This is a genomic window from Patescibacteria group bacterium (assembly GCA_018896645.1).
Taxonomy (GTDB): Bacteria; Patescibacteriota; Patescibacteriia; order UBA2591; family JABMQE01; genus JAHIMF01.
In genome coordinates this window covers 69,978-90,374 of the sequence record JAHIMF010000041.1, presented here as the reverse complement: position 1 = coordinate 90,374, position 20,397 = coordinate 69,978, and the positions used below count along the sequence as shown (strand labels likewise).

Here is a 20,397-nt window from a genome sequence, read left to right as displayed (position 1 = left end):
TCAAACATTTTCTCTTTGTCAAATTCAACTTGGCTAAATTTCTGCTGAATTTCCGCAATTGGCTTTTCTAGCTGTGTCAAACCTTTCTCATCTTTTTCTTGAGACGGTTTCATTTCCATCTCCACCCCTTCCCGCAAATCAATCTCATAAACATCTTTGATTTCAAATTTCTCTAAATCTCCGGAACGATCCGGGCAACTCTCATTATTTTCATAATCAGTCCGGCTTTCAGCATGATTAGGATAAACCGCTCGGATTAAATCTTGATAATATTCTTGTTTGGAAATTTCTGAACTTTGCGGTTCATTAGATATTAAACTTTCTGTTTGACTTCTTATCTTTTCAATAAAACCAGCTAACTGAACCTCATCACCTTCTTGTTTAAATTTACGATATTGGTTATAAATCTTCTCCGAAGCTAAAGCTAAATTTTGTTTGTATGTTAACAAAAAATATTTATTTTCTAACAATCTTAACACGGACTCGGGTATGACATCAAGATTAGTAAGAATAGGCAATAGTTTCTCTTGCTTAATGATTTCTTCTATGCCTTGGGCTAATTCCTGATCCGGAAGTTTAAATTCCTCTTTAATTCTAAGGGTATCATTAATATTACCATATCTAAAACACACAATCATTCCCTGCTTAGCTGCGTCTTGAATTTCAGGAGAAGTAATTATTTCCTCGGGTAAATTAAATTTCTCTTTAATTTCAACGGCATAATCAATCATACCATCGTCTAAGCGCCTAATCATTTCCTGTTTAGCTGCGTCTTGAACTGCTTCCTCGGGTAAATTAAATTTCTCTTTAATTTTAATGGCATTATCAATATTACCCCTGCCTAAGTCTTTAATCATCACCTGCTTGCAAACCTCTCCAGCTATCTCGTCGCTTAAAAAATTCTCTTTAATTCTAAGAGCATCATTAAACCATGTTTTTGTTAACAAACCCTTTATCATTCCAGATTTGGCAGCTTCTTGAATTTCGGGAGACTTTATTATCTTGTCATTTGAATTAAAAAATAATCTTTTAATGTTAATGGCACTACCAGTCCACGTTTCTAATAACGATTTAATCATTGCTTGCTTAGCAAGCTCATTGGTTATCTCGTTGCTTAAATTAAACTCCTTTTTAATGCTAAAAGCAATGTAAATGTCATGGTCGCCTTTTGATAGGTGGTATATCATTCTTTGTTTCGCCCTCTCTTGCTCCGGTGTTAATTCTATTTTCTCTTCCGCTTCTTTTCCAACCCCATCCCCTCCCTCAATATTAGATTGTTGTTCTACATTTGGCATAAGATTTTTTAAAAAATTAGACCCTGTTAAATAATATCGCCTATTTCTAACTCTATTTAGGTCGTCTGCTTCAAATTATCATTCACAAATTAATTTTGCCAAACGACATTTAACAGGGTAAATGTGGATAAATTTCGCTTGACCCTGTTAGATAGTTGTCCACATCTAAACGGGTTGACAAATTTTTAGAATCTGCTATGATGATAATATCACGATGAGGGGACACACCTAAGGCTCGTCCGAAGGTTAATGCCCCTCTTTTAGTTTTCTCTATATTCTAACTTATTTCTAAGTTGGTTCATAAATATTATCTTCGACATGAATTTTCTCAAAAGTGAGGAATAATTATTCCAATCAGGTATTACTATTTTATATAATTTATCTTTGCTCCTTAAATATTCAATTAAACAATGAAAATCGCCGTCGCCAGAAACAATAATAGCCCTTTTATAATTTTGATATTGAATCATCGCGTGCAGAACCAATTCGGCATCAACATTGCCTTTTACTTTGCCGTTTGGTAAATATAAAGTTGGTTTAAAAATTAGAATATATCCTTGACTCTGAAGTGAAGCGTATAAAGATTCATTACCGTCAACATACCCAATAAAGATATAAGCGACGGTAACACTAAATTTATCGTGTAAATATTTTCTAAATCTTCCAAAATCTAATTTCCATCCTTGCGACCTAATCCCCAAATTTAAATTTTGGCTGTCAATAAAACCGTAATTTTTTTCTTGTTTTTTCATTTTGTAGAATTAAAACTATTTTACCAACTTTCTTGCCACTTGGTCAATATCCCCAGCTCCCATTACAAGCACCACATCTTCCGGTTTGATATAATGTAATATCATACTACGAGTTTCTTTTAAATCTTTGGCGTATAAAACATTTGCGTCGTCCTTTATTTCTTGTTTCTTGTTTCTTGTTTCTTGGGCAAGTTCTTTTGAACTGACTTTCTTATCCTTATCGCTTGTCCTCCCCGCCACATCATAAATCTCACTCACGATAATCACATCTGCCTTGCTCTTAGCCAATACAGAAACAAAATCATCAAACAATTTTCTTGTCCGATTATGCTGATGCGGCTGAAAAACCGCAATCAATCTTCTGCCCGGATAAAATTCTCTTGTTGCTTTTATTGTGCCTGCCACTGCTGTTGGATGATGAGCATAGTCAGATATTACTAAAGCGCCCCTACACTCACCCACGCGCTCAAATCTCCGCCATGTCCCTTTAAAATTTTCAAGGGATTTTTTTATAATCTCGTTGCTTATTCCAAGTTCTTTTGCCGCGCTCGCCGCTCCTGCCGCATTATATTTATTAAATTCGCCAGGAACCTGCAACTTAAGGGAACTCACATCTTCAACGCCAAAACTAACATTTTTAGTAATCGAGTAATCGAGTAATCGAGTAATTTGGACATCATCTCTATTATATATCAAAACTCCGTCTCTCGGTAATCCCGCGACATACTCCTTAAAATGTTTCACAATATCGTCTAAGTCCTTATAAAAATCCAAATGGTCTGCCTCAATATTTGTTAAGACAATCATCTTGGGATTTAATTTTAACATATGAGCTTTATACTCGTCTGCTTCGGTGACTAAATACTTGCCCCGCACCGAACTTGTTCTGGTGCGGGGTTTTGACTTGCCAATTCTGATATTACCTTTCCACTCTTTGACTTTGGTCCCGACAATCACGGTCGGATCCATGCCAGCGGCTTCCAGAATTAAGCCGAGCATCGCGGTTGTTGTGCTTTTCCCGTTTGTTCCAGAAACTGCAATCGTATAATAATCTTTTGATAACTCTCCAATAAACTCATAACTGCTCATCTGGGGAATGCCCAGCTTCTTCGCCGCCATCCTTTCCAAATCATCCTCTGGCACCGCATCAGAATAAATAACCAATATATCTTTCGCATTTTCGCAAGTTTCGCATATTTTTCGCAGTTTCGCATCATCATGCCCAATTATAATATCAGCTCCTGTTCCTTGGAGCTCCTCTGTTATTTTTGATTTTACTAAATCCGAGCCGCTGACTTCCGCGCCTTGGCTAAGCAACAATTTTGCCAAAGCCGAAACATGGATACCGCCAATGCCTATGCAGTGGATTTTTTTATAATCTTTCATGCTTTTAGATTAGCAAAATTTGGACAAAAAGAAAAGTGCCCTCGAAACTATTAAACTAAGTTAAGAGGGCACAAAAAAATTTCACCTATGCTCCAAATTCTCCGGGTTGTTCACCAGACTACTATCGGAGCCACCGTCCACAGCAACACTATGGTCAACAGCAATATAAAACCCGGGTAATCAAACACCCAGTCTAACGATTTGGGTATTCTCAAGGAACTCACCTCCTTTCAGGCAAAATGCCGTTGCTAAAATCCCCTTGCTCACGCTCTTGGTCCTTTTACCACAATACCCTTTTCTGCCTTAGCAGCTGTGGCTATTCCTCGCGGCCACTCCACCCACCTGGGTTGATGGCAGATTGTGCGAAGCTCTTGCCTAAACCAATTTAATAACTTAAGCCGTTCTTTATGGACTGGGTTATGTTTATCATAGTTTGGCTGTAAATCTGTAATCATGCCTTTCACCTCGGCCTTTAGTCGTATCACATCTCTCCTGGCTTTAAACCACTTAGCAACGCCCCGGGCTAACATTATTTGCCTTAATTTTTCACATTCTTCTTCATCTAACCCGAGCATCCATCGAGCATCTCTTATAACTAACTCTATGGTATTTTGACGAAAACAACTAATTGTTTCTGGCTCTAAACCATGCTCCCAGCCTCCGAGTTTTTCCCTCATCAATCCTCCTTTCTGAAACTAACAATTTCACCTATACCATTTCAAGAAATAAATCCAGCCCCAACATCCCACAGCAGTAACTACCAGAGCAATACTCCACTCTTTAATAAACCGCCTAACAGACATCGTAAGCATCGCGCTCCTCCTTTCTTTAAAGCTTTTTGATAATTTGAGTGATTTTATATGAAGCATCCGCTGGAAGAACCTTTGAGATGTTTTGCGAAAGAACTAACTGACTCTTTTTATCTAACACTATATTATTAACTATTTTTATAAATTTGTCAAGTGTTAAATCCTTTTGCCAAACCACCACCCCTGCCTTCTTCTCCAAAATCAATTTAGCATTATCTTCCTGATGCGTATCCGCCAAAGGAATAAAAATCACTGGCTTACCCAAAGCAGAAAGTTCAGTCAAGCTGGAAAGTCCACACCGACTGACCACCACATCAGCTACTGCATAAGCATCCGCCATATCGTGGACATCTAAAAACTCAATTGTATGATACCTTAAATGCTTGGGGCTTGAATCGCTTGATGCTTGAACTTTTCCCGCTGTTAAATGAATAATCTGACAAAATTCAGTCAGTTGACTTAGTGCCTCAATAATAACTCTATTAATAGTAGCAGAGCCCATTCCACCGCCCATCACTAGTAACACAGGCACATCCCTCTTCAACCCAAACCTCTTTATCGCTCGCTCCTTATCACCTCGCAAAATCTCCCCCCGCACCGGATTCCCAGTCCAACTAGTCTTCTTTTTCGGGAAATGTTTTAAGGATTCTTTAAAGGTCACTGTAATTTTGGTGGCAAATGGCGCCATCAATTTATTCGCTAAACCAGGCCGCGCATCCTGCTGATGAATTAATAATTTCTTTCCCAAAAGCCAACCCGCCCAAATCACAGGTACGCTGACAAAACTGCCAGCTGAAAGAATGACGTCTGGCTTAAATTTTAAAATAATAAAAAAAGACCCAACAAAACTAAACCCAATTCTAAAAATATCCACTAAATTCCTTAAATCAAAATACCGCCTCAACTTCCCAGCTGGAATCGTTTTAAAATCAATATCATATTCAGCCACCATTTTCTTTTCTGGTCCTTTTTTAGTACCAAGCCAAAACAATTCAACATTTGGGTCATTTTCTTTTAACTTTTCAGTTATCGCCAGTAATGGACTTACTGAACCCGCTGTCCCACCACCTGTTAATAAAATTTTCATAAAACACCCAATTAACAAACAACTTAAAATATAACAATTTAACAATCATAGAAGCGCGTGACTTATTGCTAAATTGTTATATTATTAAATTGTTATATTAAAAAATCAACGCCTTGCTTCTCTGCTAATATTCGCCACAATCCCAGCCGCGGCCAAAGAAATTGCTAGAGCCGTTCCCCCATAACTCACAAATGGCAAGGGAACCCCGGTCATAGGCAAGATACCCAACATCCCCCCAATATTAATTATTGCTTGAAAAAACCACCAAGCAATAATACCACAAACAAGATATTTTGCAAAATCATCCGGGGCATTCTTGGCAATTTTAAGACCGCGATAAATCAGCCAAACAAACAAAATGATAAATCCTATCGTGAAGATAAACCCCAGCTCCTCGGCAATTACAGCAAAAATTGAATCGCCGGCCACCTCTGGCAGATATTGAAATTTCTGCCGCGATTGCCCCAAACCCAAACCAAGCAAGCCGCCAGAGCCAATGGCTAGTAATGCCTGGTTAATATGATATCCTATACCTTGAGGATCTAACTCGGGATGCAAAAATATTTCCAAACGTTTAGCGCTATAAGGCGCCAGTTTCATCAGAAGCGCCAATCCGCCCAATCCCAAACCCCCCAAAAAAAAGAAATGATATAGCCGGCCCCCGGCTACAAAAAATACAGCTAAGGACATGATGATAATAGTCGCAACCGTGCCTACGTCTGGCTGAAAAATAACCAGACCAGCAATAATCGCTAAAGTAAATAAAAAGGGTAAAAACCCATAATACCAAGTTTTGATTTCTTGTCCCCTGCCCTCAAGCCAAGCAGATAAATATATTAAAAAAACAAGTTTAGCAATCTCCGAGGACTGCATAGAAAAACCAAAAACATTAATCCAGCTCCTAGCTCTTGTGCCATAAGCAGTTCCTACCCCGGGGATAAAAACTGCGACTAAAAGCAAAACGCCGAAAATAAGAATTATAAAAGCGAATCTCCTTAAATTTCTATAGTTAATTTTAAAAGCAAGAAAAAAAAGAAAAATGCCCGGCAGCAGACCATAGAGTGCTTGGTGTTTAAGGTAATAGTAGTTGTCCCCGAAATCTTTAAACCCAACGACTGTGCTGGCGCTAGAGAGCATTGCCAATCCAAAAAGCACGATCGCCGTCAGAAGGGCAATAAAAGTATAATCGGGTTTATCAGTAGGGATATAACGTCTCATAATAAAGAAATAAAGAAATAAAGAACTGGTTTTCGAAAATCCACTAATTTCTCTATTTCTTTGTTTCTCTATTCCTAAAACCCTCTTAAACGGCAATTACTTTAAACCCCGCACCACCTGTTTAAACATCTTGCCTCGCTCTTTATAATTTTTGAACATACCAAAACTAGCGCAACCAGTTGAAAGAAGGACAATGTCTCCTTTTTGGGCAATGGACTGAGCTTTTCTAACAGCTTGCTTTAAATTTGAATACTCGCTTGATAATTGATAATTAATAATTAATAATTGCTTTTTAATTTTATCTGTACCTTTTCCTCTGAGCAAAATAATGGCTTTGCATCTTGCTTTAATTTCCTGCGCTAAATCTTTAAAGTCCGAACCCTTATCAGCTCCCCCCGCCAACAATACTATTGGCGCCTCAAACGACCTAAGCGCTATAATTGTTGATTCTGGTATTGTAGCAAAACTATCATTATAATATTTTGTCCCTTTCACATTTCTAATAAATTCTAATCGATGTTCAAGCGGTTTAAATTCAGCCACTGCTTTTTTGATATCCATTTGACTTACACCCGCCAGCTTTGCCACCTCCACTGCCGCGGCAATATTCTCTTTATTATGCTCACCAATTAAATTACTCTTTAATTCTGATTTCTTAAAATAAACCACCTTACCCCCGAAAGCGAGATTATATAACCTCGCTTTCAGTTTCTGATTTGCCACAAATTTATCCCCTCGTTTCTGATGTTTAAAAATATTACCTTTCGCCTGCCAGTAATCCCGCATTGACCGATGGAAATTTGGATTATTCGGATCTGCCGGAGCCAAATGCTCTTTATAAAAATTCGTGAACACGGCAATTTTTGGGCTTACATCCATATCTTCTAATTGAAAACTTGATAATTCTAAAACCACCCAATCATTCTTTTTAATTTTATTTATAAATTCAAATGGAGCTACTCCAATATTGCCGCCTAACCACACGCGCTTGCCGCCTCTTTTTAATATTGAGTAAATCAATGAGGAAACAGTCCCCTTTCCCTTGGTCCCGGTCACACCAATAATATTCTTGCGAGGACTTAGTTCAAAAAATAATTTCATGGCACTAGTGATTTCCGCCCCAGACATACGCGCTTTCTTTAAATTTGTATTAAGCAAAGAATAACCCGGTGAACAGATTATAACGTCCCAGCCAGAGGCTGGTCCGCCTTTGGCGGAAAATTTCTGTAAGTTCTTATCATAATTTTTACCTAATCTCCAGTTCACCCACACCCCCCGAAGGCGACATTCGCGAATGTCGCCTTCCAGGGCTTTATATCGTTCACCCAACTCCTTCTTGCCTCGAGCATCACAAACCGTAATTTCGCAAAAAATTTTCTTTTTTAATATAAATCTAACCAAGGCATAATTTTCCAGCCCCAGCCCTAAAATACATATTTTTTTATTTTTCAATTCTTTGAAATTAGCCATATAATTGCTTTCATTGTAGCATTTTTTAGCCAAAATAAAAAGTCAAAATCACCAGGCAATAGCCTCTTAAAAAAAATATCTTTCACCTGTGGATAACTTTATATCCGAATCAGGGCATATATTCTATAATAAAAACACAGGGGTCTAAACCATTAACTTTGATTTTATAACCGATTCACAAAACATTTTATTAATTAAAGACGATGAATTTTTGCACAAACTCCTCAAAAGAAAAATCACTAGTGGGGATCATAATATTATTTCCGCAACAAATGGGGAGCAAGCCCTAAAAATACTTAAAAAATAAAAACCCGGATTAATTCTTTTGGATATCATTTTACCTGGGATAGATGGCTTTGAATTTCTAAAAAGAATGCGAACGAGCAAAAGTCCAGACACGAAAAAATGCCGGTTATTGTCTTAAATAATTTGGGGCCTGACAAAGATATTCAAAAAGCTAAAGACATGGGAGCAGTAGATTGCCTGGTAAAGGCTAATTTTACTTCTGATGAAATCTTAGAGAAAATAACCAGTGCTTTAAGGAAATAAAGCCCTTTTTAGTTTATAAAATTTAAAATTTCATCAAAAAAATCCGCCCCACCATATTGGGGCGGATTTATAATTGGAAAAAACAACAAAAAATATTCTCCTAAAAATTCAAACTTAGCATAACTCTCGCTTTTTACAATCCTTGATCTAAGAGTACCAAAATCAACCCGATAACAGCCGTCACGCCAGAAATCACCCAAAACCGCATCACAATCTTGGGCTCGCTCCAGCCGATAGATTCCAGATGATGATGGATGGGGGAAGAAAGGAAAACTTTCTTTTTGCGAATTTTTTTACTTAAAAGCTGAATAATCACCGAACCGGATTCAACCACCAAAAGAAAACAAATCACTGGTAGAAGCAGGGCATAATTAGTCAGCATGGCGATAATGCCCAGGGTTATCCCCAGGGACATAGCGCCAGTATCGCCCATAAAAAACCGGGCGGGGTTGATATTAAACCAAAGAAAAGCTAATAAGGCGCCCACAATTACGCCGCAAAAAGCGGCTAAATCCATCCTACCCTGAATCAAGGAAATAGCGCCATAAGCCCCAAAAGAAGTGAGCAGCAGGCCTCCGGCCAAACCGTCCAAGCCATCGGACTCATTCACGGAAAAAGCCGTCGCCACAATTATAAAAATAAATAACGGAATATACCAAAGACCAATCTCAAAATTACCTAAAAATGGCACCCTGATTACATCCCAGTCCAATTTAAAATAAAACCAGAGCGCTCCTACTGTTGCTATTAAGGTATACAAAATTATTCTTTGCCCCATTCGAAAACCCCGGCCATCTGGTCCTAATCCCCGGACATCCAAATAATCATCAACTAATCCCACAATTGCCGAAGCTACCAACGCGCCCAACGGCAATAATGTTTGGGGGCGAGTTAGAAAGTTGAGATCTAAAAAAAATGAATCAAAAAATTTTCCCAAATAGAAAAAACCAACCGCTAAGACTAAAACCGTTGCCCAAATAAGAATACCCCCCATTGTTGGCGTGCCAGTCTTTTTAAAGTGCAGTTTCGCAAAAATCGGCGCCGCGTCTCTGCCTCGTATTTGTTTGCCAAATTTATATTTATACAAAAAATGCGTTAAAATGGGGGTGGAAAAAAACGCTACTCCAAAGGCTAAGGTGGTTAGGAAAAAAATTTTGATAATGTAGAAATTTTGCATAATGATATAAAAAAGTTAGTAGGTCTTGCCTGGGTAAAATTATAAATTATTCCGAATCAAGTCCAAAGCTCAAAAAATTGGCATTTGAATTTTTGACTTAAAATATCACACATTCAAAACCAGGGAAACCGCTACCAACAAAACTAATTGGGCAATTAGAGAGGCAATTGATAATATATAGCTAACTATCTTTTCTTCATTATAAACAACTCGGGCTAGTAAAAAATTGATTGCCAAGATAAATAAGCCAATAAGAGGCAACTCAAAGAGCCAATTCTTTTGTCCGATTAAATCAACGCCAAAATAAATATTGTAATGCAGGGGGATTAATTCCTCTCCTGCGGACAGGCGCCAAATAATAAAAATCCAAATCAAAATATTAAACAACAAAGCAAAAATGCCCAACCAGACAATTAGCTTATTTTTAAAAAAACCCGTCTTAGCTTTTTTAAGTTTATACTCCGAATAAAAACCTTTGGCTAAAACAATGCCTCGGGTTAATATATTTTTTATTAGAACATTGTATTTTGACACTTCTTTATAATAAAAATATAAAATAAAATAATACAAGAATATAAAAATAAAATAATAAAAACTCTTCTCGCCCCGTTTATTTTCATATTTTCATACTCTTGTATTTTCATAATCGTTCAAGTATTTTTATGTTTTTATGTTTTGATGTTTTTATTATACCCGTTTTTTATTGGTTTGTAAATATTTTTATGGTATAATATACACAAGAACATTAAATCATTAAATCATAAAAGCAATTTGCTTTAATGCTCTCATGCTTTAATGCTTTAATGTTTTAATGAATAAACTATGTTACCCCCAAAACAACTTAAACAAGCCCTGCTGACCAGTAAATTAATGACCCAAAAAGAGATAGACCAGACCGAGGAAGAAAGCAAAAAAAAGAAACAGTCATTGGAAGAATACATTATCAGCAACAACTTAATCTCGGAAGAACTTTTTTACGAAACGGTCGCCCACTATCTTAAAGTTCCTTTTATTAATCTGAAGAATCAAATCATCAGGAGTGATCTGCTTTTTTTAATACCCGAACCCATTGCGAGAACCCACGAAGTTGTTGTTTTTGGAAAAACTGGCAATGAAGTGAAATTAGCCACCTTGAACCCTGAAGATATTCAAACTTTTGAATTTATTGAAAGAAAAACCGGATTAAAAACTAAAGTTCATTTAACAACGCCATCGGCTCTGAATGCCCTACTTAAACAATACCACCGGGGATTGGATGCAAAATTTAAAGAACTCTCAAAAGAAGAAGCGCCGAAGAATGAAAAAGGTGAAATCGACAAGAGTCTAAAAAAGTTAGCTCAAGATTTGCCCGTTATTAGAATAGTTGATTCTATCCTAGAATACGCTATCTTTGAAAATGCCTCGGATATTCATATCGAACCCTTAGAAAAAGAAATGGCGGTTCGCTACCGGATTGACGGCATCTTGCGTGAGGTAATGACTCTGCCAAAATCGGCTCATTCGGGCGTGGTGGCCAGGATAAAAGTTTTATCCAACCTTAAGCTGGACGAACACCGCCTGCCCCAGGATGGGCGCTTTAAAGTGGAGACTAAAGAATATAAAGTTTCTTTTCGCGTTTCAATTATGCCGATTTTTGATGGTGAAAAGGTGGTAATGCGCCTGCTCTGGGAAAGCGGTAAAATTCTTACTTTAGAACAATTAGGCCTGCAAAAACGACCGCTGGATGCAGTTAAAAACAACATTAAAAAACCCCACGGCATGATTTTAGTGACTGGACCAACCGGCAGCGGCAAAACCACCACTCTTTATTCCATCCTTAATATCCTTAATCAACCCGGGGTTAACATTTCTACTGTTGAGGACCCCATTGAATACCGCATGGCCGGTGTCAACCAAAGTCAAATTAATCCAAAAATCAACTTTACCTTTGCCGGCGGCCTGCGGTCACTATTGCGGCAGGATCCAGATATTATCATGGTGGGTGAAATCAGAGATCAAGAAACTGCTGATATTGCTATCAATGCTGCCATGACCGGCCATCTAGTACTATCGACTCTTCATACTAATGATGCTGTCACCACTTTGCCCCGCCTAGTAGAAATGGGGATCCCCTCTTTTCTCGTGGCCTCTACCACTAATGTCATCATTGCCCAACGTTTGGTCAGAAAAATCTGCCCCAACTGTATTCACAGTTATAATCTAAACGAAAAAGAAATAGCCGAACTTTCCAAACAGTTAAACATTGAAGAAATCCTAAAAACTATGGCGCGTGAAAAAATAATTCTCTCGCCAAAAGATTCTTTAAAGTCCCTTCTGTTTTATAAAGGCAAGGGCTGCAAACAATGTAGTAACGAAGGCTACAAAGGCAGGGTTGGTATTTATGAAGTTTTAGAAATAACTAATGAGATTTCTAAACTGATTATTAAAAATGCCAAAGCCCTGGAACTGATGGAAGCAGCTAAAAAACAAAATATGATTACGGTACTAGAAGATGGTTTTTTTAAAGCTAAAACCGGAGTTACTACTATTGAAGAAGTCTTAAGGGTGGCTAAGGAGTAATTCGCAAAACAACTCCAAGAAAGAGTTGATGAACTGGAGAAATTCCATCGCTTGATTATTGGTCGGGAACCAAAAATGATAGAATTAAAAAAGAGATTAAAAAAGCAAAAAGGTATCTAACCCTAAATCTTCATAATCAAACGATGAAGGTAGGTTGGTATTTAGAAAAAACATCAAAAGTATGGATAATAAAACAAACAAAACAACCGAGACCGCGTGGAAAAAAAAGCTAATTGATACTTTTGTCCGCTTCCAAGGCGTTCCGCTTTCACAAAAGCTTTTTTTTACAAAAAACCTTCAAGTAATGATTAAGGCCGGGATTCCCCTGTCAACAGCCCTGAATATTCTCGCCCGCCAAACTCCCAATGAAAAGTTTAAAAGAATCATCTTCGCAGTTCATAAAAAAGTAGAAAAGGGCGATTCTCTTGCTAAATCTCTAAGTGAGTACCCCAAAATATTTTCCGAGGTCTTTGTTAATATGATTTCTGCTGGTGAAAAAAGTGGCAGTTTAGAAAATATTCTCGGACAGTTAACCTTGCAAATGAAAAAAACTCATGAACTGTTGGCCAGGATAAAAAGCGCGCTCGCCTACCCGGCTTTTGTTATTCTGGCTATGGTTGGTATGGGCGTTTTAATGCTTATTTTTGTAATTCCAAAAATAATTGATATCTTTGCAGAAATTAATGCTACTCTTCCTCTGCCAACAAGGATTCTAATTTTTGTGAGTAATTTTATTGTCAAAAATGGAGTTTGGGTAATCCTGGGCGCTGTTGTTTTGTTGGTTTTTACAATAAAATTTTTGCGATCAAAAAGGGGCCAAAAATATTTTCATAAAGCACTTTTGGCAACCCCTATTCTTTCTCCAATTATCAAAAAAATAAACTTAGCTAAATTTTCCCGTACCTTTAGTTCTCTCCTGGCCACTGACATTCCTATTGTTCAAACCCTGCAAATTACTGGGCGAGTTTTAGGAAATACCTCATATCAAGAATATGTGATTCATGTTGCTGAAGAAATAAAAAGCGGGGAATCCGTTGCCAAAGTCTTAAGCCAAAAACCAGCGCTTTTTCCGCCGGTAGTAACTCAGATGGTGGAGGTGGGCGAAAAAACCGGCAGTCTGGACAATATTTTAAAAGACCTGGCCGAGTTTTATGAAGAAGATGTGAATCAAACTATGTCTGGGCTTTCTTCTATTATTGAGCCGGTCCTAATTCTAGTTTTAGGCGTTGCTGTGGCCGGCATGGCCGTGGCCGTAATTATGCCAATGTATTCGCTAAGTCAACAGATATAAACTTTCCTAAAATCCTAATTTCTAAATCCTAAATCTTAAACAATACCAAATGACTGAAATACAAAGTTCAAAACAGTATGATCTTGAAGAAAGGACTGGTAAGTTTGCAAAAAGATGTCGAGAGTTTGAGAAGCAGTTACCTAGAACAGCAGCTAACATTGAAGATGGCAGGCAACTAATAAAATCATCAGGGTCTGTAGCTGCAAACTATATAGAAGCTAACGAAGCCTTAAGCAGAAAAGATTTTTTCTATAGAATAAAGATTTGCCGTAAAGAAGCTAAAGAAAGTCGCCTCTGGTTGAGACTAGTAGATACAAGTAATAACCAAAACATAGAAACTGAAAGAAGAGCCCTGATTCAAGAAGCAACCGAGCTAATGAAAATCTTCGGCTCAATTATTGAAAAAGAGAAAAAGGAAAAGCAAGAAAATTTAAGCAAAAAGTAATTTTGAAAATTAAAAAATTTGAGTTTTAAAAATTGTTTAGAGTTTAGAATTTAGGATTTAGAGTTTAATTACTTATGTTATCCAAACAAACAAAAGGATTATCATTAATCAACGCTCTTGTTGGTATTTCAATTATTGTTATTGCCGGTGTGGGGATTTATTCGGTTTTTAACTTTGCCTTAAGGATATTGGCAGAAAATAAAGCCCGAACCACTGCCATTGCTATTGCTAATGAAAAGATGGAATTAATAAGAAATCTCTCGTATAACGATGTTGGTACGGCCAGCGGGATTCCTTCTGGAATAATCTCCCAAAACGAAACCCTTATTAGAAACGGTATTTCATTTAATATAAATACCCAGATTTTTTATACGGATGATCCTTTTGACGGTCTTCAAGGCGGGTATCCTGATGATACTCTCAATACTGATTACAAAAAAGTTAAAATCGCTGTTTCTTGGCCTACTAGCTCTTTTGGCCAACCAGTGATTATCGGTACCCAAGTAGCGCCCAAAGGTATCGAAACCACGGCTGGCGGCGGTACAATAAAAATTTTAGTATTTGACGCTAATGGCCTGCCCGTTCCCCAGGCAGATATCCATCTAGAAAACAATGCCCTCATCCCATCTGTTGTTATCAACACCCAGGCAAATCCACAAGGAGTGTTACTTGTTCCTGGCGCTATCCCCAGCCAAGAAAGCTACGAAGTCACAGTCACAAAAACGGAAAATAGCATCGACTATAGTACTGACAAAACCTATCCCATAACTGTAGAATTACCAGTGCCCACCAAACCCCACGCTTCAGTCATTGAAAGCGAAGTGACCGAAATTAGCTTTGCCATTGATGTTCTGGCCACCCTCCAAATTACCACTGTTAATAAAGAATATCCTGATAATTTTCAAATTAATACAGACGAGGGGACCGAAGACCAAACTCTGGCTGATGTTGCGATAGATGCTTCTGGCAACTACTACTTTGTCTGGCAGGATTACCGAGACAGCTCTTCGCCACGAATTTATTCGCAGAAATACAACAGCAATAAAATAAAACAATGGGCCGCAGATCTAAGAATTAGTACTGCTGTCAACCAAATAAATCCAACTGTTTCTTCGGATGGCACAGATATTTATATTGCCTGGAACGATGACCGGGAGGGCAACCAAGACTCCTATTTAATTAAACTTAATGCCTCTGGCGTAGAGCTTTGGGGCGGCGATAGAAAACTTGATGTTACTGCTCAATCAGCCGACCAAATTGTTCCGAGCTTAGCGGTTGCCACTTCAACTGGTAGTGCTTATGTTGCTTTTCAGGATAATCGAGACAATGATTGGGATATCTATATTCATAAATATGATACCAATGGCAACCTTGCTTGGACCCAAGAAAAAAAAATCAATGGGGACATTGGCGATGCCGAACAGTATACCCCCCAAATTGCTTTAGATAATAATGAAAATGTTTATATTGCTTGGCAAGATAAGCGTAATGTTAATCCTGATATTTATTTGCATAAATTCGATAAAAACAGCAATGCACTCTGGCTAAACGAACAAAAAATTAATACTGATTCTGGAACCGCTGAACAATTCCGGCCCCAAATTGCTGTCTATAATCCTGATGTTGTTTATATCGCCTGGTATGAGGACCGAAATGGAGATTATGACATTTATCTTCATAAATACGATAAAGATGGCAGCGCAATTTGGCCAGCGGAAATTAAAGTTAACAACGACACTACTAATGCTGATCAAACCAACCCTGCCATAGGTATTGACAGCTTGGGTAATATATATATTGCCTGGACTGATAATCGTTATGGCCAAGCTGATATCTACGCCCAAAAATACGATTCTAGCGGCAACCCGCTCTGGGTTAACGATGAGCGCATTAACTTGGACAGCGGGGTTGCTGACCAAGGAGCAGTGGCTGTGGCTGTAGATTCTAATGACCGGGCGGTCTTTAGCTGGCATGATAATCGTGGGGGCGATTATAACATCTACGCTGCCACATATGATGGACCAGGCACAATTATCCCAATTAGCAATGTGCCGCTAATTATCACCGGCACAAAAACTATTTACGTTACGCCCCTAATTTATAAATACGACAACAACCACATAACCAATGCCAGTGGCAACTTAACGCTCTCCGCTATGGAATGGGATAGTTATAATATCACGCCTCAAGCCACTTCTAGTTATACTTTAATTTCTTCTGAACCACCCCAACCGATTAATCTGGAACCTGGTGAAACAATCAATGTGATGCTTAATTTGGAATAAAAACCCGATGCCCCACCCACTAAAAAAACTCATCTCTCAAAAACCAGGCTTCTCCCTGATTGAAATCATTATCTATCTTGGTATCTTTGTTATTGCTACTTTTATTATCATGGCATTTGTCAATCAAAGCTATCAAACCCTGCGTTTTGGCGATGAACAAAATACAGCTATCAAAAACGCTCAAAAGGGCATTGAAACAATGGTCCGGGAAATCCGAGAGGCCAGGACCGGAGATAATGGCGCTTATGCTCTGGTTCAGGCTGATGACCAACAATTTATTTTTTATAGTGATGTTGATGAAGATGATGCCACTGAACGGGTCCGTTATTTTCTGGATGGCAATGACTTTAATAAGGGCCTCATTGAACCAATTGGAGGCCCTGTTACTTACCCTGAAAGCGACGAGGTTGTCACCACCATCTCCGAATATGTGCAAAATGACACCTCACCGATATTTTATTATTACAACGCCGACTGGCCTAGTGATCTAGACAATAATCCCCTGCCAACACCTTCGCGATTAGTAGAAACAAAATTAATGCGGGTTTATCTGAAAATCAATGTCAATCCTTTAAGAATGCCTACTCACTTTGAATTAGAATCATACTCGCAGATCAGAAATCTGAAGACTAATTTATAATTATTCATTGTTCTATCGCTCGATTGTTCCATTGTTAAAAAATTAATTGAGCAATCGGACAATGATCAAAATGACTAATCTGAAATAATTGAAAATTTATGAATTCAAATTCCTCTACTACGGTAATCAGATCATATCGTGGCGACATCATCGTCTTTGCCTTAGTTTTTATTGGTATCTTCCTGGTGCTGTCTGGCGGCCTTTTAGGTTTAACGCGTCTCAATTTAAAATACATCAAAAAACAAGAAGCTAAAACCTATGCCCTACAAGTTGCCGAGGCTGGTGTTAATTATTATCGCTGGCACTTGGCTCACGATCACGAAGATTATACTGATGGCACGGGCTTACCGGGTCCCTATATTCATGACTACGAAGATCCCATCACAGGCACTGTCGGCAAATTCAGCTTAGAAATTACTCCCCCGCCAACCGGCTCAACAATTGTTACTATAACTTCCACTGGTTGGCTTGATGAAGAACCTAATGCCCAAAGAATTATTTCCGTGCTTTATGGAATCCCTTCACTGGCTCATTATTCTTTTTTAACAAACAGCGATATTTGGTTTGGAGAAAACGAGCATGTCTCTGGTGAAATGCATTCCAATGGCGGCATTAGGCAAGATGGCACTAATGATTCTCTTTTAACCTCGGCAAAAGAAACCTATGTTTGCCAACCCGGGCATGGCTGTGATCCGCCCACCCAAAAACCCGGTATTTGGGGCACTGGTCCAAATAACGATCTCTGGTCCTTTCCAGTAACTGCTATTGATTTTAACTCAATTACTGTTGACTTAGCCCAAATAAAATCTGACGCTCAATCCTGGGGACTTTATTTTGATTCCGCCTCCAATGGATACCATGTTATATTTCAGGCCAATGGGACAATAGACATCTATCTAGTAACTCGACTTGAATCAAAAATTTGGCAACTAAATGATAACTGGAATGGCTGGATAAGAAGGGCGGAGGAAATCAAAAATGAAACTTTCCTTGGCAATTACGCTATTCCTGCTAATGGCCTCATTTTTATGGAAGACGATGTTTGGGTTGAGGGCATCGTTAATGGCCGCGTGACCCTGGCCTCGGCTCGTTTCCCAGATAATCCTAATACAAATACAGAAATCTTAATCAATGGCAATATTAATTATCTGGCCCGCGATGGCACTCATGCCTTAGGACTCATTGCTCAAAAAGATGTGAAGGTCCCTCGCCACGCGCCTACGGATCTTGTGATCGATGCAACCCTTCTGGCTCAAAAAGGGCGCTGTTTTAGGAATTACTATTCCCCGCCTCGAGTTACTAATAATATTGAAGTTTACGGCGGCATCATCACCAATAAAGTCTGGACTTGGACCTGGGTTACGTATGGCGGCAACGTAGTTGATGGCTACCAAAGCACTGTTGGTATCTATGATAACAGCTTAACATTCATGCCCCCGCCATCTTTTCCAACCACTGGTGAATATACTTTTATTTCCTGGGAAGAAGTTGAATAGCCAGGGCGTGATAATAGTGGTATAATATAAATATCTAACTACCAGCCAATCTCTAACACCAACTGATCAAAATAAAAATTTACTATTCATTATTTACTATTTACTATTCATAATCACCGCCCAAAAAGGGTCAAACCAAAAAAGAATAGTAAATAATAAATAGTAAATAATAAATCATTTAAGATTTAGAGCTTTAACTTAACAGATAATTTGTTTCTAAGATATGATATTATCCAGCTTGTTTCACACCTCTCCGCCATTTGGCTTAGATATTAGCGATCTCTCGCTAAAGCTTGTTGCTTTAGAAAAAAAATTATTTAGCCGAGCAAAAAACGAAAGTAAAAGCCGTGTCGCTGTTGCCAGTTATAATCAAATTGCCGTCCCGGAGGGCTTTTTTGAGCAAGGTGAAATTAAGAAACCTGATAAGATAATTCACCTCATCCACAAGTTAGTAGATGGAGCTAAGGGTAAAAAGATTGCTACTAAATATGTTATCTCTGTTCTGCCCGAAACCAAAACCTTTATTAAACTGATTGAAATCCCGTCCTCTACCCCCGACGGGGAAAGGCAATCGGCTGTTGATGAAGAAATCAAAAATCATATCCCGGTTCCCATAGATGAAATGTATGTTGATTGGCAGTATGTTGACGAACCAATGGCCGCTAAATTCGAGATTCCGAAAAAAGAAAAAATAAAAATCTTAGTCGGGGTTGCTCCCCAAAAAATCGTTGAAGACTACTCAAATATTTTGATTAAGGCGGGTTTAAAGCCTTTAGCCCTAGAAATAGAATCGGCCGCGATTTCGCGATGTCTTACACCCGAAGCAAAAAACCTGACCCCCGATTTCGCTCAAATGATAATTGACTTTGGAGCTACCAGGACCAGCCTTCTGATCTATGACCAAGGGACAATCCAATTTACCACCAGCATCCCATTTTCGGGCGAAAAGATTACCCAAGCCATTGCCGAAAAATTAAAAATTTCTCACGAGGAGGCCGAGAAATCAAAGATAGTTTGCGGCCTAGATCCCAAAAAATGCCGCGGGGCCTTGAAAAAAATCATCCACCCCAATATTGCCCAAATGCTCTCAAAAATAGAAGGCGCTATTGATTTTTATAACGACCAATTCCAACAAAGCAATGAAGTTAAAAAAATAATACTTTGCGGCGCCGGAGCTAACTTTAAAAACCTCGATAAAATCATCAAAGAAAAATTGGGGGTTAAAACAGAGATCGCCTCCCCCCTGTCTCAACTGGCCAAAAATATTAATGGCAAACACTTCTTACTAATTCCCCGCAAAAAGAAAGGGATAACTGATAATGTCCAAATACCCCCTCAAGAAATCCTTTCCTACACCACGGCAATTGGTTTAGCCCTGCGCGGTATCTTAATCGAAGATTAAAATGATTGCTCTCAATCTCCTACCACCCAATCAAAAAACTCAGCTTAAAAAAACAAGATTATATATGGCCCTGGAAAACTTAGCGGCTATCATTTTGATAACTACTATTGCGGCGGGGATTCTTCTTCTGATCTCTAAGATGGTACTCCAAAACAACTTTTATAATTCGATAGTTAGTTCCCAAATTTTTCTCAACAAAAATCGGAGCCTGACCCTTAGCATCCAAGGCGTCAACTCAAAACTAAAAACTCTCAAAAATATTCAAGCAGACTTTACAAAACTCTCAGACTCTCTAATCGAATTCAGCAAATTAGTGCCTCAAGATATTCAACTCCATCTTCTTTATATTGACAAAGTTAATTCAACCATCAATATTGAGGGTAATGCCCAAACCCGCGAAGGATTACTTGGCTTTCAGGAAAACCTGGAGGACTCCTCTCTATTTTCAAAAGTTGAATATCCCCTAAGCAATCTTTTGGAAAAACAAGATATCAAATTTAAATTTACCGCTCAACTAAAATAAGTTTAAGACTGCC

At 38.4% G+C, this 20,397-nt stretch carries 18 protein-coding genes; 9 read left to right on the top strand and 9 right to left on the bottom strand.

The genetic code is table 11. The features are described from left to right. From KKD20_03375 to murD, 7 genes are all read right to left on the bottom strand, one after another. Positions 1 to 1,295, bottom strand: a 1,295-nt coding sequence (locus KKD20_03375; protein MBU4332136.1) for a hypothetical protein, incomplete at its 3' end; no start/stop codon positions are given. Between the two features lie 260 nt (positions 1,296 to 1,555). After that, positions 1,556 to 2,047 carry an NYN domain-containing protein gene (locus tag KKD20_03370; GenBank protein MBU4332135.1) on the bottom strand — a complete coding sequence of 164 codons (492 nt, stop codon included), beginning with the start codon at positions 2,045 to 2,047 and terminating at the stop codon, positions 1,556 to 1,558. Between the two features lie 15 nt (positions 2,048 to 2,062). Continuing rightward, positions 2,063 to 3,433, bottom strand: coding sequence for a UDP-N-acetylmuramate--L-alanine ligase (locus KKD20_03365; protein MBU4332134.1), 1,371 nt, complete (start codon positions 3,431 to 3,433; stop codon positions 2,063 to 2,065). Between the two features lie 263 nt (positions 3,434 to 3,696). Continuing rightward, on the bottom strand, positions 3,697 to 4,110 hold the full coding sequence (locus KKD20_03360) for a hypothetical protein (protein MBU4332133.1): 414 nt from the start codon (positions 4,108 to 4,110) through the stop codon (positions 3,697 to 3,699). A gap of 151 nt (positions 4,111 to 4,261) precedes the next feature. Then, entirely contained in the window at positions 4,262 to 5,329 is a 1,068-nt protein-coding gene (gene murG, locus KKD20_03355; GenBank protein ID MBU4332132.1) for an undecaprenyldiphospho-muramoylpentapeptide beta-N-acetylglucosaminyltransferase, read from the bottom strand. 105 nt (positions 5,330 to 5,434) lie between these two features. Continuing rightward, on the bottom strand, positions 5,435 to 6,547 hold the full coding sequence (gene ftsW / locus KKD20_03350; GenBank protein MBU4332131.1) for a putative lipid II flippase FtsW: 1,113 nt from the start codon (positions 6,545 to 6,547) through the stop codon (positions 5,435 to 5,437). Between the two features lie 96 nt (positions 6,548 to 6,643). Further along, on the bottom strand, positions 6,644 to 8,017 hold the full coding sequence (murD, locus tag KKD20_03345; GenBank protein ID MBU4332130.1) for a UDP-N-acetylmuramoyl-L-alanine--D-glutamate ligase: 1,374 nt from the start codon (positions 8,015 to 8,017) through the stop codon (positions 6,644 to 6,646). A gap of 405 nt (positions 8,018 to 8,422) precedes the next feature. On the opposite strand from murD, the gene KKD20_03340 reads away from it, so the two are divergent. After that, the gene (locus KKD20_03340; GenBank protein MBU4332129.1) at positions 8,423 to 8,566 is read left to right on the top strand and encodes a response regulator; all 144 of its coding nucleotides are present in this window, start codon (positions 8,423 to 8,425) and stop codon (positions 8,564 to 8,566) included. Between the two features lie 133 nt (positions 8,567 to 8,699). Here the strand turns inward: KKD20_03340 and mraY are convergent, their stop codons facing one another. Continuing rightward, positions 8,700 to 9,743 (bottom strand): phospho-N-acetylmuramoyl-pentapeptide-transferase, encoded by a 1,044-nt coding sequence (gene mraY, locus KKD20_03335; GenBank protein MBU4332128.1) that lies wholly within the window; start codon positions 9,741 to 9,743, stop codon positions 8,700 to 8,702. A 105-nt stretch (positions 9,744 to 9,848) separates the two neighbouring features. After that, positions 9,849 to 10,277, bottom strand: a complete 429-nt coding sequence (locus tag KKD20_03330; GenBank protein ID MBU4332127.1) for a hypothetical protein — start codon at positions 10,275 to 10,277, stop codon at positions 9,849 to 9,851. 288 nt (positions 10,278 to 10,565) lie between these two features. Between KKD20_03330 and tadA the strand changes: the two genes are divergently transcribed. From tadA to KKD20_03290, 8 genes are all read left to right on the top strand, one after another. Beyond that, complete coding sequence (gene tadA, locus KKD20_03325; protein ID MBU4332126.1) at positions 10,566 to 12,302, top strand: Flp pilus assembly complex ATPase component TadA; 1,737 nt, start codon at positions 10,566 to 10,568, stop codon at positions 12,300 to 12,302. A gap of 181 nt (positions 12,303 to 12,483) precedes the next feature. Continuing rightward, entirely contained in the window at positions 12,484 to 13,593 is a 1,110-nt protein-coding gene (locus tag KKD20_03320; GenBank protein MBU4332125.1) for a type II secretion system F family protein, read from the top strand. Between the two features lie 49 nt (positions 13,594 to 13,642). Next, positions 13,643 to 14,038 carry a four helix bundle protein gene (locus KKD20_03315; protein MBU4332124.1) on the top strand — a complete coding sequence of 132 codons (396 nt, stop codon included), beginning with the start codon at positions 13,643 to 13,645 and terminating at the stop codon, positions 14,036 to 14,038. A 74-nt stretch (positions 14,039 to 14,112) separates the two neighbouring features. Next, positions 14,113 to 16,323, top strand: a complete 2,211-nt coding sequence (locus KKD20_03310; GenBank protein MBU4332123.1) for a hypothetical protein — start codon at positions 14,113 to 14,115, stop codon at positions 16,321 to 16,323. A gap of 7 nt (positions 16,324 to 16,330) precedes the next feature. After that, on the top strand, positions 16,331 to 16,963 hold the full coding sequence (locus tag KKD20_03305) for a hypothetical protein (GenBank protein ID MBU4332122.1): 633 nt from the start codon (positions 16,331 to 16,333) through the stop codon (positions 16,961 to 16,963). Positions 16,964 to 17,061: 98 nt separating this feature from the next. Further along, on the top strand, positions 17,062 to 18,459 hold the full coding sequence (locus tag KKD20_03300; GenBank protein MBU4332121.1) for a hypothetical protein: 1,398 nt from the start codon (positions 17,062 to 17,064) through the stop codon (positions 18,457 to 18,459). A gap of 223 nt (positions 18,460 to 18,682) precedes the next feature. Next, positions 18,683 to 19,861: a type IV pilus assembly protein PilM gene (gene pilM / locus KKD20_03295; GenBank protein ID MBU4332120.1), complete on the top strand. Its 1,179-nt coding sequence runs from the start codon at positions 18,683 to 18,685 to the stop codon at positions 19,859 to 19,861. 64 nt (positions 19,862 to 19,925) lie between these two features. Continuing rightward, positions 19,926 to 20,384, top strand: coding sequence for a PilN domain-containing protein (locus KKD20_03290; GenBank protein MBU4332119.1), 459 nt, complete (start codon positions 19,926 to 19,928; stop codon positions 20,382 to 20,384). Positions 20,385 to 20,397: the final 13 nt, after the last annotated feature.